Below are 14,512 nucleotides of genomic sequence, written 5' to 3'. Positions count from 1 at the left end.
AGTTTCAGCTTTCTACCGCCCCTATGCGGCAAATCGATCGGATCTAGCGCCGCACCAGCCGCGCAAGGAATATCAACAGGCAGGCTCCGAGGAAACCCGTCACGAAATAACCGAGCCGTCCGCCGACCACCTCGACATGGAATTGCGCGAGGACGGCGCTTGCGACGACCGAACCGACGATGCCGAGCACGATGTTCAGAAAAATCCCGTATCGCGCTTCCATCAGCTTGCCGGCGAGCCAGCCCGCAAGCCCACCGATGATGATTGCCGAAATCCAACCGACGCTTTCCATGCCCTGCCCTCAGTTACGCCTCAAGCGACCGCCCTTGCGATCAGAACCACGATGATGGCGCCGACGGTGGCGTGGATGATCTGCACCACCAGCGCGTTTTCAATGCCCAGCGAAATACCGAGCGCGCTGAACAGATAACCGCCGACGAAGGCGCCGATGATGCCGCTCAGCAGGCATCTTATCAGCCCGCCGCCACCGACGACCAGGCTTGCGAGGAAGCCTGCAACCAGGCCGATCAGCAAAAATACCAGCAACGCCTGCGTCTCCATAGACATGATGATTTCCTTTCGTTTTTTCCACCCCAGCGGCGTGGCTTTCCACTCCGGACATAAAGGGCAGCTTCGGAAATTCTCAAGCGTTCAGCACACGGCCGTAAGCATCGAGCACCGCTTCCTTCATCGTTTCGGACACGGTCGGATGCGGGAAGATCGTGTGCATCAGCTCTTCCTCGGTCGTTTCGAGGTTCATCGCCACGACGAAGCCCTGAATGAGCTCGGTGACTTCGGCGCCGACCATGTGGGCGCCGAGCAGCTCACCGGTCTTCTTGTCGAAGATCACCTTCACCATGCCCTGGTCCTCGCCGAGCGCGATCGCCTTGCCGTTCGCCGCGAAGGAGAAGCGGCCGACACGGATGTCGCGGCCCAGCTCTTTGGCTTTCGCTTCGGTGATGCCGACAGAGGCGACCTGCGGATTGCAATAGGTGCAGCCCGGGACCTTGCCCTTGTCTGTGGGATGGACGTTCGGCAGGCCGGCGATCTTTTCGACGCAGACGACGCCCTCATGCTCTGCCTTGTGCGCCAGCATCGGTGGGCCGGCGACATCGCCGATCGCATAGATGCCGGCGACATTGGTCTTGCCGTAGCCGTCGATGACGATGCAGCCGCGGTCGGTCTTGACGCCGAGCGCCTCGAGACCGAGGTTTTCGATATTGCCCTGAACGCCGACGGCAGAAATCAGCCGGTCGGCGGTGATCTGCTGCACCTTGCCATCAGCCGTCTCGACATGGGCGGTAACGCTGCCGGCGCCCTTCTCGACCTTCGTGACCTTGGCGCTGGTGAAGATCTTGAGGCCGCGCTTTTCAAGCTGCTTGCGGGCGATCGCCGTTACCTCGGCATCCTCGACCGGCATGATGGTCGGCATGACTTCGACGACGGTCACATCGACGCCCATCGAGCGATAGAAGCTTGCAAATTCGATGCCGATCGCGCCTGAGCCCATGACGATCAGCGACTTCGGCAAAACATCCGGCTTCAGCGCCTCGAAATAGGTCCAGATCAGCTTGCCATCCGGCTCGATGCCAGGCAGCGCGCGTGGACGGGCGCCGGTCGCGATGATGATGTGCTTGGCGGTATAGGTGCCCTCGCCGCTCTTGACGTTCTTCGGCAGCGGATGCTGCGGCTCGACAACGGGCTTCGACGCCTTGCCGACAACGATCTCGCCGGGCTTGGTGATCTTCGCTTCGCCCCAGATGATGTCGATCTTGTTCTTCTTCATCAGGAAGCCGACGCCGGCATTCAGGCGGGCGGAGACGGCGCGCGAGCGGCCGACGACGGCCTTGGCATCCGGCTTGACCGTGCCTTCGAGAACGAGGCCGAAATCCTTGAAGTGATTGGCGTGGTCGAGCACCTCGGCCGAGCGCAGCAGCGCCTTGGTGGGTATGCAGCCCCAGTTCAGGCAGATGCCGCCCATATGCTCGCGCTCGACGATCGCGGTCTTGAGGCCGAGCTGGCTGGCACGGATAGCAGCGACATAGCCGCCGGGACCCGAGCCGATGATGATGACGTCGTAGGATTCAGCCATGTGTTTCCTGCCTTTGTTACGCTGCGCTGCGGGTCATGAGCACCCACGCGTGTCTCTTGCTGTTTTCGAAGAGCGGCACGGCATCGGCGCGCGCAGCCTCCAGGAATCCGTTTCTTCCATAAAGCGACAAAGCCGCTTCGTTGTCGCTTGCGGTGATCAGGCTGACGGGCCGCCGATCGGCCCTTTCGATCTGATCGTCCAGCAGCCTGCGTCCGATGCCGATGCCGCGCAGATGGCGATAGACGCCGAGACTGCCGATGAACCAGCTTCCCACAACCGCTTTCTGCAAGGCGAGCATCGGTGCGGTTGCCGGAATCGTCGCCTCGATATCGCCTATCCCCTCACCCAGCGCATGGCCGATCGCCACACCTGCGACCTCGCCATAGGCCTCGGCAATGACGGCATCCCGCCAGCCGCCGACGGCTTCCTCCTCGCTCATCTTCAGCCGGCCCCGCTCCAGCGGCGTATCGCTCACGCCGTTTTCCACACCGGCAAACCAGAGCCAGGAGGCAAACCCGCGCGATGCGATATCCGCCAGAATCGCCAGCTCCGAGGCATCCCGCCGTGAGGCCTGCCGGAGGGCGATGAAGGAGGCCATGGTCAGATCCCCAGCATCATCCGCACGATCGATTCCAGCCCGCGTCCGAGCGCACGCGTATTGTCCGCATCGAGGTGAATGCCATCGATCGGCGTGGTCTTGGCGACGGAATTGCCATCGAAGAAGCCACAACCGAGTTCGTCGGCAAGATCACGATAAAGCGTTGCAAGCTTTGCCGATTCCTCGATACCGCCGGGAAAGGATGCGGCGAAAGGCACGTTGCCCGTCGCGCGGATCGCCGGCGGCGCCACGATCAGAATCTCCGGCCCATCAAATTCGAAGGGCCAGGCATGATTGCGGATCAGCCGCACGAGGCGGCTGATGCCCTGGCATGCGGCAAAGGCGGAACCTGCCACAACCGGCTTCATGTCATTGGTGCCGAGCAGAAGGATGACGAGGTCGAGCGGTGCATGCGTCTGCAGGATCGTCGGCAGGATGCGCGCACCGTTGCGGTCGCAATCGGCGAGATGGTCGTCGAAAGCGGTGGTGCGACCGTTCAAGCCTTCGGCGATGACGCGCGCCTCATGGCCGAGCGCTGCCTGAAGCACGCTCGGCCAGCGATTTTTGTAATCATGACGGCCGATCGTCTCGGCGTCATAACCCCAGGTCAGCGAGTCACCATAGCAAAGAACGGTCTTGGTCATTTCCGCCTCCGCGCCGCTATCAGACAAGCATGCCCATCGGGTTCTCGATGTAGCCCTTGAAGGCCTGGAGCAACTCGGCGCCGAGCGCGCCGTCGACGCAGCGATGGTCGGTCGAGAGCGTGACGGACATCACGGTGGCAATCGTCATTTCGCCCTTCTTGACGACGACCCGCTGTTCGCCGGCGCCGACCGCGAGGATCGTCGCATGCGGCGGGTTGACGACGGCTGCGAAGTTCTTCACGCCCATCATGCCCATGTTCGAGACGGAACTGGTGCCGCCCTGATATTCCTCAGGCTTCAGCTTGCGATCCTTGGCCCGCTTGCCGAGATCGCGCATCTCGTTGGAGATTGTCGACAGGGTCTTTTCCTCGGCCTTGCGGATGATCGGGGTGATCAGGCCGCCGGGGATCGAGACGGCGACGCCGACATCGGCGTGCTTGTGCTTGACCATGTTGCTGTCGGTCCAGGAGACGTTGGCATCCGGAACGTCGCGCAGCGCCAGCGCCATGGCCTTGATGACCATGTCGTTGACCGAGAGCTTGTAGGCCGGAGCGTTGTCCTTGCGCGGAGCCGCATCGTTCAGCTGGGCGCGTAGCGCCAGCAACGCATCGAGCTCGCAATCGACGCTGACGTAGAAATGCGGGATCGTCTGCTTGGATTCGACCAGTCGCCTGGCGATCGTCTTGCGCATGCCGTCATGCGGCACGAGCTCGTAGGAGCCCGGTTCGAAGAGCTTGAGCACGGCTTCTTCGGACGCGCCCTTCGCAGCGGTTGCCGGAGCCGGCGCGGCAGCGGATACGGGCGCAGCAGCAGCCTTGGCGCCGCCACCGGCAACGGCGGCTTCGATGTCGCTCTTGACGACGCGGCCGTGCGGGCCGGAGCCTGCGACTGCCGAAAGGTCGATACCGGCTTCCTTGGCCAGCCTGCGGGCAAGCGGCGAAGAGAAGGTGCGGCTGCCATCCGATGAAACCGAGGCGGGTGCGGCGGCGGTTACAGGTGCCGCAGCCGGAGTGGACTGGGCCGGAGCCGGTGCAGCTTCGGCCTTCGGCGCGGCTGCACCGTCAGCCTTCGGCGCTGGGGCGGCGGAACCCGCACCGCTTGCGGCAGCGGAGACATCCTCGCCATCGGCGGCGAGAACCGCGATCAACGCATTGACTTTGACGCCTTCGGTGCCGGCGGCAACGACGAGCTTGGCGACCGTGCCTTCATCGACGGCTTCGACTTCCATCGTCGCCTTGTCGGTCTCGATCTCAGCGATCACATCGCCAGACTTGACCTTGTCGCCTTCCTTGACCAGCCATTTGGAAAGATTGCCTTCCTCCATGGTCGGAGAGAGGGCGGGCATCGTGATATTGATCGGCATCGAAACACCCTCCCCTTATTTGTAGCAAACAGCCTTCACCGCATCGACCACTTCGCCGACGTTCGGAAGGGCAAGCTTTTCGAGATTGGCGGCGTAAGGCATCGGAACGTCCTTGCCTGCGATCGTCAGGATCGGCGCATCGAGATAGTCGAAGGCCTGCTGCATGACGCGGGTGGCGATTTCGGTGCCGACGGAGGACTGCGGATAACCTTCCTCGACGGTGACCAGACGGCCAGTCTTCTTCACCGATTCGATGACGGTCGGCAGGTCCATCGGGCGGATGGTGCGAAGGTCAATCAGTTCGACGTCGATGCCGATCTTCTCGAGTTCGGCGACAGCCTTGGTCGCATAACTCATGCCGATGCCGAAGGAGACCACAGTGACGTCCTTGCCCGGACGATGGATGCGGGCCTTACCGATCGGCAGGACGAAATTGTCGAGCTTCGGCACATCGAAGTGCTGGCCGTAGAGAATTTCGTTTTCGAGGAAGATGACCGGGTTCGGATCGCGGATCGCAGCCTTCAGCAGGCCTTTGGCGTCGGATGCCGTATAGGGCATGACGACCTTCAGGCCGGGAATGGCGCTATACCAGGCTGCATAATCCTGGCTGTGCTGGGCGCCGACGCGAGCCGCGGCACCATTCGGACCGCGGAAGACGATCGGAGCACCCATCTGGCCGCCGGACATATAGAGCGTCTTGGCGGCGGAGTTGATGATGTGGTCGATCGCCTGCATGGCGAAGTTGAAGGTCATGAATTCGACGATCGGGCGAAGGCCGGCCATTGCGGCACCGACGCCGACACCGGCAAAGCCGTGCTCGGTAATCGGCGTATCGACGACGCGGCGGGGGCCGAATTCCTGCAGTAGCCCCTGCGTGACCTTGTAAGCGCCCTGGTATTCGGCGACTTCCTCGCCCATGACGAAGACGTTTTCGTCGGCGCGCATTTCTTCGGCCATGGCGTCGCGGAGCGCTTCGCGCACGGTCGTCGACACCATTTCAGTGCCGGCCGGGATTTCGGGGTCGTTCGGAACGACAGCCTTCGGCTCGGCCGGAAGCGGCGCGGAGGCGGAACCGGTGTTGGTCGGCTTCTCTTCCTGGGCAACCGCGGGCGCTGCCGCGGCAGCGGGCTTGGCGGCGGAAATGTCCGAAGCGGATTCGCCGTCCTGCAGCAAAACGGCGATCTTGGTATTGACCTTGACGCCTTCAGTGCCGGCATCGACGAGCAACTTGCCGATGATCCCTTCATCGACAGCTTCGACTTCCATCGTCGCCTTGTCGGTTTCGATTTCGGCAATCACGTCGCCGGAGGTGACCTTGTCACCTTCCTGCTTCAGCCATTTGGACAGTGTGCCTTCTTCCATGGTCGGAGAGAGGGCGGGCATGAGGATATCGATAGGCATGGGTTCCCTCCCCGATTAGAGCAGAATGTCGGTGTAGAGCTCGGATGCATCCGGCTCCGGATCGGCCTGGGCGAAATCGGCACTGTCGGCGACGATATCGCGGACATCCTTGTCGATCGCCTTCAGATCGTCTTCGGAAGCCCAGCCCTTTTCGACGAGGCGAGACTTGACCTGTTCGATCGGGTCATGCTCGGAGCGCATCTTCTGCACTTCGTCCTTGGAGCGATATTTCGCCGGGTCGGACATGGAGTGACCGCGATAACGATAGGTCAGCATTTCGAGAATGATCGGGCCCTTGCCGGAACGGCAGTGTTCGAGCGCCTCGTCGGCCGCAGCCTTGACGGCGCGGACGTCCATGCCGTCGACCTGAATGCCTGGGATGCCGAAGCCGGATCCACGAAGCGAGTAGTTCGACTGCGCAGTGGCGCGCGCGGTCGACGTCCCCATGGCGTAACGGTTGTTCTCAACGATATAGACGATCGGCAGCTTCCAGAGAGCAGCCATGTTGAAGCTCTCGTAGACCTGGCCCTGGTTGGCGGCGCCGTCGCCGAAATAGGCGATGGAGACATTGTCGTTGCCGCGGTAGCGGTTTGCGAAGGCAAGACCCGTTCCGAGCGAGACCTGGGCACCGACGATGCCATGACCGCCGTAGAAATGCTTCTCTTTCGAGAACATGTGCATCGAGCCGCCCTTGCCGTGGGAATAGCCGCTGCGACGCCCGGTCAGTTCCGCCATGACGCCGCGTGCTTCCATGCCGGTTGCCAGCATATGGCCGTGATCGCGATAGGCGGTGATGACCTGGTCGCCTTCCTTCTGCGCCATCTGCATGCCGACGACGACAGCTTCCTGACCGATGTAGAGGTGACAAAAGCCGCCGATGAAGCCCATGCCGTAAAGCTGGCCGGCCTTCTCCTCGAAGCGACGGATCAACAGCATCTCGCGATAGGCCTTGAGCTCTTCATTGCGATCGAAGTCGGCTACAGGGCCTCCATTCGATGCTTTGGCTGCCGGTTTTGCTGCAGTTTTGCGGCTGGAAACGGTCGCGGTCTTTCGCGGCGCCATTCAACCCTCCCTATGGGTTTGTCGTTTCTTGGTGGGGCGTACCATAGGGAAGAAATATGACCACAGCAATGCCATAATTGCATGGCTCGTATTCGCTGCTAAATTATTGGAAGAACTATGAAAATTCCAATTAACCTGTTTTCGGTTAATTGGAATAATGGTTGAATATGACGATCTCGTCCGCGCGCGACATGTTGAGCTGATAACGCGCTTTTTCGTCCAACATATCCTTGTCGAGCGAGCCGTCACTGAGGAGCGCGACCTGATTTTCCAGATGTTCGCGCTTCGCCTTCAAGACTGCAAGCTCTTTTTCACGCGCGACACGCTGATGCTCGAACGTCTCCGTTGCGCGCAGGCCGTAATCGCCATGGATGCAATGATAACCGAAATAGGAGAGGAAGGCGACCGTCATGGCCGGAATGACGAAGCGACCGATCTTTCTCTTCTTATGATGCTTTGTCCACATACACGCATGCTCTTGAACGCATTACCAATTCGTTCAATCTAACGCGCAGAGATTAACCGTTCGTTGACTCTAAAAACCGGGCAATAAAAAACCCGCGCCGGAAAGGCGCGGGTCAAGCCATTGAACATCAGATCCGATCAGCCGCGAATGATCGAGCGGCCGGCATACTGGGCCTGCGGGCCGAGGCCCTCTTCGATGCGGATCAGCTGGTTGTACTTGGCAAGACGGTCGGAACGCGACAGCGAGCCGGTCTTGATCTGACCGCAGTTGGTGGCGACCGCAAGATCGGCGATGGTCGAATCTTCGGTCTCGCCGGAACGGTGGGACATGACGGCGGTATAGGCCGCCTTGTGCGCCGTGTTGACGGCATCGAGCGTTTCCGTCAGCGAGCCGATCTGGTTGACCTTGACGAGGATCGAGTTGGCGACGCCCATGCGGATGCCGTCGCGAAGACGGGCGGAGTTGGTAACGAAGAGATCGTCGCCGACGAGCTGGGTCTTCTTGCCGGTCAGGTCGGTCAGCGTCTTCCAGCCGTCCCAATCGTCTTCGGCCATGCCGTCCTCGATCGAGATGATCGGATACTTGGCGGCGAGCTCAGCCAGATATTCGGCCATGGCGCCCGATTCCAGCGTGCGGCCTTCCCCTTCGAGAACGTATTTGCCGTCCTTGAAGAATTCGGTCGAGGCGCAGTCGAGGCCGAGGTAGATGTCCTCGCCCGGCTTGTAGCCGGCTTTCTCGACCGACTTCATGATGAAGTCGAGAGCTTCCGAAGCACTCTTCAGACCCGGTGCGAAACCGCCTTCGTCGCCGACATTGGTGTTATGGCCCTGCGCGGCAAGTTCCTTGCGCAGCGTATGGAAGACTTCCGAACCCATGCGCACGGCTTCGGCGATCGAATCGGCGCCGACTGGCAGGATCATGAATTCCTGGAAATCGATCGGATTGTCGGCGTGGGCGCCGCCGTTGATGATGTTCATCATCGGCACCGGCAGCAGGCTGGCGGAAGCGCCGCCGACATAACGGTAGAGCGGCAGGCCGGACGCCTGGGCAGCAGCCTTGGCGACGGCGAGCGACACGCCGAGGATGGCGTTGGCGCCGAGGCGCGACTTGTTCGGCGTGCCGTCCAGCTCGATCATGATGTTGTCGATCTGGATCTGGTTTTCGGCGTCGATGCCGCCGATCGCGTCGAAGATCTCGGTGTTGGCGGCTTCCACCGCCTTTTCGACACCCTTGCCCAGGTAGCGCTTGCCGCCGTCGCGCAGTTCGACCGCCTCATGCGCGCCCGTCGAGGCGCCCGAGGGAACGGCCGCGCGGCCCATGCTGCCATCTTCGAGATAGACATCGACTTCGACGGTGGGGTTGCCACGGCTATCGAGAATCTCGCGGGCGATGATATCGGTGATTGCAGTCATGGGTTCTTCCTGCTCGGTGGGTGGTGATAAGTCGGTTCGAAACCTGTCTTAGTCGAAGGCGTGCAAATTACAATGCTGCAATTTCCAGCCTTCGAACCAGCGTTTGGATCTCGCCTAAAGCGCGTCGCGATCTTTCAGATTCGCTTGCCACGCTTTAGGTCTTTGGCTTTCCGCATGTCGTTGTCGCAAAACCGCTGCACACTTTTTCGCGACATGCCTATAGCACGATCATGTCAGGCTGTTGAACGTCAAGCCTTGGCGACCGCATCGAAGGCAAGCAGCTTTTCAAGCAGCCGCGGCATGTCCTCGAGATAGACCATGTTGGGGCCGTCGGAAGGTGCATTGTCGGGGTCCTGGTGGGTTTCGACGAAGACGCCGGCAATACCGGCAGCCACTGCTGCGCGCGCCAGTGTTTCCACGAATTCCCGCTGACCGCCGGAGGAATCGCCCTGCCCGCCCGGCTGCGCAACGGAATGGGTGGCATCGAAGATAACGGGCGCGCCCATCGCCGCCATGATCGGCAGCGAGCGCATGTCGGAAACCAGCGTGTTATAGCCGAATGAGGCGCCACGCTCGCACAGCAGCACGTTCGGATTGCCGCTGGCGTTGAGCTTCTTCAGGACGTTCTTCATATCCCAGGGAGCGAGGAACTGGCCCTTCTTGACATTGACGACGCGGCCGGTCTTGGCGGCGGCGATGAGAAGGTCGGTCTGGCGGCAAAGGAAGGCCGGGATCTGCAGGACGTCGACGACCTTTGCCACCTCCGCGCATTGCTCGGCGGTATGAACGTCGGTCAGGACAGGAAAGCCGAATTCCTTCTTGAGGGCGGCAAAAACCTCCATGCCCTTTTCGATCCCGATGCCGCGTTCAGCCGAGAGCGAGGTGCGGTTCGCCTTGTCGAAGGAGCTCTTGTAAACGAGGCCGATGCCGAGCTTTGCGCAAAGCTCTTTCAGCGTGCCGGCAACCATGAAGGCGTGGTCGCGGCTCTCCATCTGGCAGGGACCGGCAATCAGCGACAGCCGGCCGGTATTGGAAAAGGTCACCTGGCCTTGGCCTTCGCCGATCTTGACTTCGGAATTCGTCTCAGTGCTCATCGTGTCTCCTCGAAGGCGAAGAGCGTGCCCTGCCCGGGCGCGGGCTTCACCAGAATGCGATTGTTCTTGCGCGTGTATGTCACCCCGTTAGCAGCCAAATGCGCTTCTGTCACGGCAAGATCGGCGACAATGAAGAGGATTGCCCGGCCACGCAGGCCGCGATCGGCGGATGAGCCGGCGATCTCGAAATAGGCTTCTAGCCCTTCCGGCGTCATCAGACTGATTTTCGCGTTCGAAGCAGCAACATTGACGCCAAAACCGGTTTTCTCGACTGCCGCCTGCGCCACGGCAAGGCCGACGAAGGCTCCGAAAGCGGCAGCATCAGGCGCGCAGAGCGCGATCTCGGCAATGCCGGTGACGCCATTGGCATGCGTCTCCAGCGCGCCGCGGTCGGCCGGCAGCGGATTGACGCGTTCGACGCTGAAAAGGAAGAGATCGGGCGCTCGCAGGTCGCCGGCAAAAGCCAGCTTGAAGCCGGCGATGCTCTCAGAACCGTCCGGCATCGTCATCGGCCGGGTGAACTGCAGCATCTCGCCGGCGCTCGATCCGTTGCCGACGAAGTTCTGATGATCGACGCCGGCATCCTTACTGCCGAAAGCAAGCCCCGAAAGCCCCTCCTCGCCGCAGCGGAAGCGGAAGGCCCGGTTGCGGGCCGTGAAAACATTGCCTTGCCGCGCTGAGGCCTCGCTCTCCTCGACACTCGCAATCCCGAGCGGCTCCAGATAGGTCTTGTCGGCAAAAAAGACGCAGGCGTTTTCCGTTCCGAAGGGATGGCGTGCATCGGCGGCAACGGTGAAGCCGAGCTTGCCAAGCCTCTCGCGCGCCAGATCGATATTGACGACGGGCAGCACCACATGATCCAGCGGGTGCGGCTTGGCGGAACGCTCGTTCATGATATCCCTCCTGGAAACGGCAAGAGATGTGCGATGGCGCGCCCCTCAATGCAAGAGATGTGTCCCAATCCGGCGAATGAAAATAAAAATCTCAACGAGTTGGCGCCAAGTTTTACGGAAATTTAGCTACTTGCGGAACACATATGGAACATATAGTGTCTGTTCTGGATTTGTTTCAATCACGAGGTCACAACGTCGATGCTCACGCGCAAACAACAGGAGCTTCTCCTTTTCATTCATGAGCGCATGAAGGAATCCGGCGTTCCGCCATCTTTCGACGAAATGAAGGATGCCCTGGACCTCGCTTCCAAGTCCGGGATTCACCGGCTGATTACGGCGCTCGAGGAACGTGGCTTCATTCGCCGCCTACCGAACCGCGCCCGTGCGCTCGAGGTTATCAAGCTTCCGGAGGCCTACAGCCCCAGCATTCAGCCCCGGCGGGGCTTTTCGCCCAGCGTCATCGAGGGCAGCCTTGGCAAGCCGCAGCCGGTCGCCACTCCTGCTCCCGCAAAACCCGTCGCCGACAACGGCAACTCGGTCTCCGTGCCGGTCATGGGCCGTATCGCCGCCGGTGTTCCGATCTCGGCGATCCAGAACAACACCCACGACATCGTCGTTCCGGCCGACATGCTCGGTTCCGGTGAACATTATGCGCTCGAGGTCAAGGGCGATTCGATGATCGACGCCGGCATCTTCGACGGCGACACCGTGATTATTCGCAACGGCAGCACCGCAAGTCCTGGCGACATCGTCGTTGCTCTCGTCGACGACGAAGAAGCGACACTCAAACGCTTCCGCCGCAAAGGCGCCTCGATCGCGCTGGAGGCGGCCAACCCGGCTTACGAGACCCGGATTTTCGGGCCGGACCGCGTCAAGGTTCAGGGCAAGCTCGTCGGCCTCATTCGCCGCTATCACTGACATCAGGCAGTCCGGATTCGGCAAAACTGTTGCTGCGCCAGTCATAGGCGCGATGCCGCATCCATGGCCGCGACAATGCATCGAATGCGGTTGCGACCTCCAGGCCGGCGTCGGCGAAGCGCAACTCGACGGAGCCGGTCCTGCGCAGCGTTTCGCCGGTGAAGAGCGTCGCCCCTGAGCGGCAGCTGTTGAAGCGCAGGCGGACCGACGTCACGACGATATCGGCCGCGTCGCATGCCGGACCGAGATAGGCGGCATTGTCGATGACAGCAACGACATGACCATTGCCAAGCCTTGATGTGCACCAGGCCTTCTTGACGCAGGAAAAGCGGTTGGCTTCACCGGCCGCTGCAGCCGCCCGCATCGCCGACCTTGCTTCGTTCTGCTGATCGCGGGAAAGCCTGACGCGGCGGTCTTCTCCCTCCGGCGGAATAACAGGACCATCCAGCATCTTCGGCGGGTGATGCGTCGGCAGGACCAGCGCTCTCTGCCACTGGTCGAAGATGAAATCCGGCGGTCTTTCACGGTTGGAAGCCATGGCCCCCGCCTCGACGATTGCGACGAGACCACCATCCTCCGAAATCGCCAGATCCGGCGGCCGGGGAACCGGCTGAAGCAAGAGGACGAGCGTCGACACCGCGATGATCGATGTGCCGATATGGCGCAGCCGGGTGCGGAGCAGCGTCAGCAGCAGAAAGCCTGCGACGGCGATCGCGAAATACCAAGCGGGCAAGCGGCCGATGCCGATGTCGCCACCCCAGCCGGACACCGTCTTTGCGATCGCGATCACCAGATCGAGGCCGAATCCGACGACCTTCCAAGGCAAAACGTCCAGACCGAAAGGCATGAGCAGCATCGCCAGCAACCCGGCCGGCATGATGATGAAGGAGATGATCGGCATCGTCGCGAGGTTTGCCGGCAGGCCATAGGCAGTCAGGCGATGAAAATGCTCGATCGAAAACAGCGCGGTGGAAAAGCCGCCGATCAGCGAGGTCAGGAAGACGCCGCCGAAGAAACCCGCAACCGTAACGACGGGCCGAAAAATCGGCAGCTTCAGGAAAGCGTTTTCGCGGACGCGCCGGTCCTTCCACAGCTGGTAGCCAGATACCAACGCCAATGTCGCGGCAAAGGACATCTGGAAGCTCGGACCCAAGACCTCGGACGGTGAAATGGCGAGAATGACGAGCGCCGAGAGAGCGACATTGCGCAGGCTGATCGACGGCCGGTCGAAGAAGACGGCAATCAACATGATCGCCATCATGATGAAGGCGCGTTCGGCCGAGACGGCAAAGCCGGAGATCAGGAAATAAGCCGTGACGGCGATGAGCGCGCCGGCAGCGGCGATCTTCTTGGTCGGATAGGCTTGGGCGACACCGGGAAAGAGGCTGAGCAGCATGCGGAAACCGACGAAGAAGATGCCGGCTGACAGCGCCATATTGAGGCCGGAGATAGCGATGATATGAGCCAGACCGGACTGGCGCAGCGCCTCCGTCGTCTCATTCGAGATGGCGCGCCGCTCGTCCGTCACCAGAGCAGCGGCAAAAGCGCCGGTGTCGCCGGGCAGGATCGACCTTATGCGGTCTCCGATACCGCTGCGCAGCCGGTAGAGACCTTCGAGCAGCGCTTCCGTCGTCGATCTGGCCGCTTGCGGACCTGCCTGCAAATCGACCTTTGTCGGCGCACCGTAGAAGAAGCCGTTGGCGCCGATGCCATCGAAATAGGCACCGAAGGAGAAGTCGTTGAGCTCAGGAAGCGCTGGACCTGCTGGCGGCGTCAGCCGTGCCCTGCCGGTTATGATATCACCGATCTCGAAAGGCGCGTCCGCGCCGCGGGCGATCGCGGTTATGCGCCCCGGCGGCCGCTTCACCTCCGGCGCCTCAGTGCCGGTGACGGCAAGAATATAGCGCCACCGCCCGCGACCATCGCCTTCGCGCCGCTCGACACGGCCGGTCACCGTCGTCGTCACTGATGAATCGAGGATCACGGTCGAAGCCCGCCGGCTCTCGAGCTGCGCCGAGACCACGCCGCAGGCGACAAGTGCAAGCGCCAGCAGCGTTGCCCGCAATGCCGCCCGGTTGCGGCTGGCGATGAGAACCGCGACGGTCAGCACCAACAGGCAGAGCAGCGATGCAACGAGCGGGAAGTCCGATGCCGCTAGAAACCAGAAGGCTGAGCCGGCCCCGAGGAAGACCGGTGAGAACAGCAGCAGGCGGCCATGGTCCGCCTCTTCGCCCAGCATGCGCATGCCACCACGCAGCGATTGCAAGGCTACTGCCGGCAGCCGGTGGCGCCACGGTGTCGCCGACTGCGTCGTTGGCGGCCGCGTCACCACGACAGCCGGAGAAAAACCGGCGGAGTCGGCAAGGCCGGCGCCTGCTTCCGGCCGCAATTCGACTGTCGTCAACTCCTGCATGTGCTGCCCAAAGTCACTCGCCCCGACAGGCAGAATGCAACCGCCAATCAAATCCGGCAAGAATAATCGATTGAAAAGTGAGGGAAAATTGAAAGAGCCAAAAGAGCAGTCGAATCATCGGCTTCCGATATGCATGCGGCTCATCGCTGCAGTGCC

14 protein-coding genes are annotated in these 14,512 nt (G+C 61.6%); 1 reads left to right on the top strand and 13 read right to left on the bottom strand.

The genetic code is table 11. The annotated features are described in order from the left end of the window. Window positions 1–43: 43 nt before the first annotated feature. From ACD590_RS09045 to ACD590_RS08990, 12 genes are all read right to left on the bottom strand, one after another. A complete protein-coding gene (locus ACD590_RS09045; RefSeq protein ID WP_012757333.1) occupies window positions 44–292 on the bottom strand; it encodes a GlsB/YeaQ/YmgE family stress response membrane protein in 249 nt (82 codons plus the stop codon). A gap of 20 nt (window positions 293–312) precedes the next feature. Further along, entirely contained in the window at window positions 313–567 is a 255-nt protein-coding gene (locus ACD590_RS09040) for a GlsB/YeaQ/YmgE family stress response membrane protein (protein WP_003539329.1), read from the bottom strand. A gap of 76 nt (window positions 568–643) precedes the next feature. After that, the gene (gene lpdA, locus ACD590_RS09035) at window positions 644–2,092 is read right to left on the bottom strand and encodes a dihydrolipoyl dehydrogenase (protein ID WP_439002448.1); all 1,449 of its coding nucleotides are present in this window, start codon (window positions 2,090–2,092) and stop codon (window positions 644–646) included. Window positions 2,093–2,108: 16 nt separating this feature from the next. After that, a complete protein-coding gene (locus ACD590_RS09030) occupies window positions 2,109–2,690 on the bottom strand; it encodes a GNAT family N-acetyltransferase (RefSeq protein ID WP_247265553.1) in 582 nt (193 codons plus the stop codon). Between the two features lie 2 nt (window positions 2,691–2,692). Next, a complete protein-coding gene (locus ACD590_RS09025) occupies window positions 2,693–3,334 on the bottom strand; it encodes an SGNH/GDSL hydrolase family protein (RefSeq protein WP_018241905.1) in 642 nt (213 codons plus the stop codon). Window positions 3,335–3,353: 19 nt separating this feature from the next. Then, window positions 3,354–4,697, bottom strand: a complete 1,344-nt coding sequence (locus ACD590_RS09020; RefSeq protein WP_439002447.1) for a pyruvate dehydrogenase complex dihydrolipoamide acetyltransferase — start codon at window positions 4,695–4,697, stop codon at window positions 3,354–3,356. 15 nt (window positions 4,698–4,712) lie between these two features. Further along, on the bottom strand, window positions 4,713–6,098 hold the full coding sequence (locus ACD590_RS09015) for a pyruvate dehydrogenase complex E1 component subunit beta (protein WP_018241903.1): 1,386 nt from the start codon (window positions 6,096–6,098) through the stop codon (window positions 4,713–4,715). Window positions 6,099–6,113: 15 nt separating this feature from the next. Then, on the bottom strand, window positions 6,114–7,160 hold the full coding sequence (pdhA, locus tag ACD590_RS09010; protein ID WP_247266260.1) for a pyruvate dehydrogenase (acetyl-transferring) E1 component subunit alpha: 1,047 nt from the start codon (window positions 7,158–7,160) through the stop codon (window positions 6,114–6,116). Window positions 7,161–7,305: 145 nt separating this feature from the next. Then, window positions 7,306–7,626 carry an FtsB family cell division protein gene (locus ACD590_RS09005; RefSeq protein ID WP_018241902.1) on the bottom strand — a complete coding sequence of 107 codons (321 nt, stop codon included), beginning with the start codon at window positions 7,624–7,626 and terminating at the stop codon, window positions 7,306–7,308. 137 nt (window positions 7,627–7,763) lie between these two features. Next, a complete protein-coding gene (gene eno, locus ACD590_RS09000) occupies window positions 7,764–9,038 on the bottom strand; it encodes a phosphopyruvate hydratase (RefSeq protein WP_018241901.1) in 1,275 nt (424 codons plus the stop codon). A gap of 248 nt (window positions 9,039–9,286) precedes the next feature. Beyond that, the gene (kdsA, locus tag ACD590_RS08995; RefSeq protein WP_439002446.1) at window positions 9,287–10,132 is read right to left on the bottom strand and encodes a 3-deoxy-8-phosphooctulonate synthase; all 846 of its coding nucleotides are present in this window, start codon (window positions 10,130–10,132) and stop codon (window positions 9,287–9,289) included. Continuing rightward, window positions 10,129–11,025 (bottom strand): VOC family protein, encoded by an 897-nt coding sequence (locus ACD590_RS08990; RefSeq protein WP_115157589.1) that lies wholly within the window; start codon window positions 11,023–11,025, stop codon window positions 10,129–10,131. The genes kdsA and ACD590_RS08990 overlap by 4 nt, the downstream gene beginning before the upstream one ends. A gap of 198 nt (window positions 11,026–11,223) precedes the next feature. Here ACD590_RS08990 and lexA point away from each other — a divergent pair, with 198 nt between their 5' ends. Next, entirely contained in the window at window positions 11,224–11,943 is a 720-nt protein-coding gene (gene lexA / locus ACD590_RS08985) for a transcriptional repressor LexA (protein ID WP_003539306.1), read from the top strand. Here lexA and ACD590_RS08980 read toward each other — a convergent pair. Further along, window positions 11,924–14,356 carry a ComEC/Rec2 family competence protein gene (locus ACD590_RS08980; protein ID WP_439002445.1) on the bottom strand — a complete coding sequence of 811 codons (2,433 nt, stop codon included), beginning with the start codon at window positions 14,354–14,356 and terminating at the stop codon, window positions 11,924–11,926. The genes lexA and ACD590_RS08980 overlap by 20 nt on opposite strands. Between the last annotated feature and the right edge of the window lie 156 nt (window positions 14,357–14,512).

The organism is Rhizobium sp. 862_C5_N1_2 (assembly GCF_051811205.1).
GTDB lineage: Bacteria > Pseudomonadota > Alphaproteobacteria > Rhizobiales > Rhizobiaceae > Rhizobium > Rhizobium leguminosarum.
Note: the sequence above shows the minus strand (reverse complement) of the source record. Positions and strands in the feature narration are given on the sequence as shown.

What these genes read in the sequence shown, in the direction of transcription:
- ACD590_RS09045 (WP_012757333.1), bottom strand. Translation starts at nt 292, where the DNA reads ATGGAAAGCGTCGGTTGGATTTCGGCAATCATCATCGGTGGGCTTGCG.
- ACD590_RS09040 (WP_003539329.1), bottom strand. Translation starts at nt 567, where the DNA reads ATGTCTATGGAGACGCAGGCGTTGCTGGTATTTTTGCTGATCGGCCTG.
- lpdA (WP_439002448.1), bottom strand. Translation starts at nt 2,092, where the DNA reads ATGGCTGAATCCTACGACGTCATCATCATCGGCTCGGGTCCCGGCGGC.
- ACD590_RS09030 (WP_247265553.1), bottom strand. Translation starts at nt 2,690, where the DNA reads ATGGCCTCCTTCATCGCCCTCCGGCAGGCCTCACGGCGGGATGCCTCG.
- ACD590_RS09025 (WP_018241905.1), bottom strand. Translation starts at nt 3,334, where the DNA reads ATGACCAAGACCGTTCTTTGCTATGGTGACTCGCTGACCTGGGGTTAT.
- ACD590_RS09020 (WP_439002447.1), bottom strand. Translation starts at nt 4,697, where the DNA reads ATGCCGATCAATATCACGATGCCCGCCCTCTCTCCGACCATGGAGGAA.
- ACD590_RS09015 (WP_018241903.1), bottom strand. Translation starts at nt 6,098, where the DNA reads ATGCCTATCGATATCCTCATGCCCGCCCTCTCTCCGACCATGGAAGAA.
- pdhA (WP_247266260.1), bottom strand. Translation starts at nt 7,160, where the DNA reads ATGGCGCCGCGAAAGACCGCGACCGTTTCCAGCCGCAAAACTGCAGCA.
- ACD590_RS09005 (WP_018241902.1), bottom strand. Translation starts at nt 7,626, where the DNA reads ATGTGGACAAAGCATCATAAGAAGAGAAAGATCGGTCGCTTCGTCATT.
- eno (WP_018241901.1), bottom strand. Translation starts at nt 9,038, where the DNA reads ATGACTGCAATCACCGATATCATCGCCCGCGAGATTCTCGATAGCCGT.
- kdsA (WP_439002446.1), bottom strand. Translation starts at nt 10,132, where the DNA reads ATGAGCACTGAGACGAATTCCGAAGTCAAGATCGGCGAAGGCCAAGGC.
- ACD590_RS08990 (WP_115157589.1), bottom strand. Translation starts at nt 11,025, where the DNA reads ATGAACGAGCGTTCCGCCAAGCCGCACCCGCTGGATCATGTGGTGCTG.
- lexA (WP_003539306.1), top strand. Translation starts at nt 11,224, where the DNA reads ATGCTCACGCGCAAACAACAGGAGCTTCTCCTTTTCATTCATGAGCGC.
- ACD590_RS08980 (WP_439002445.1), bottom strand. Translation starts at nt 14,356, where the DNA reads ATGCAGGAGTTGACGACAGTCGAATTGCGGCCGGAAGCAGGCGCCGGC.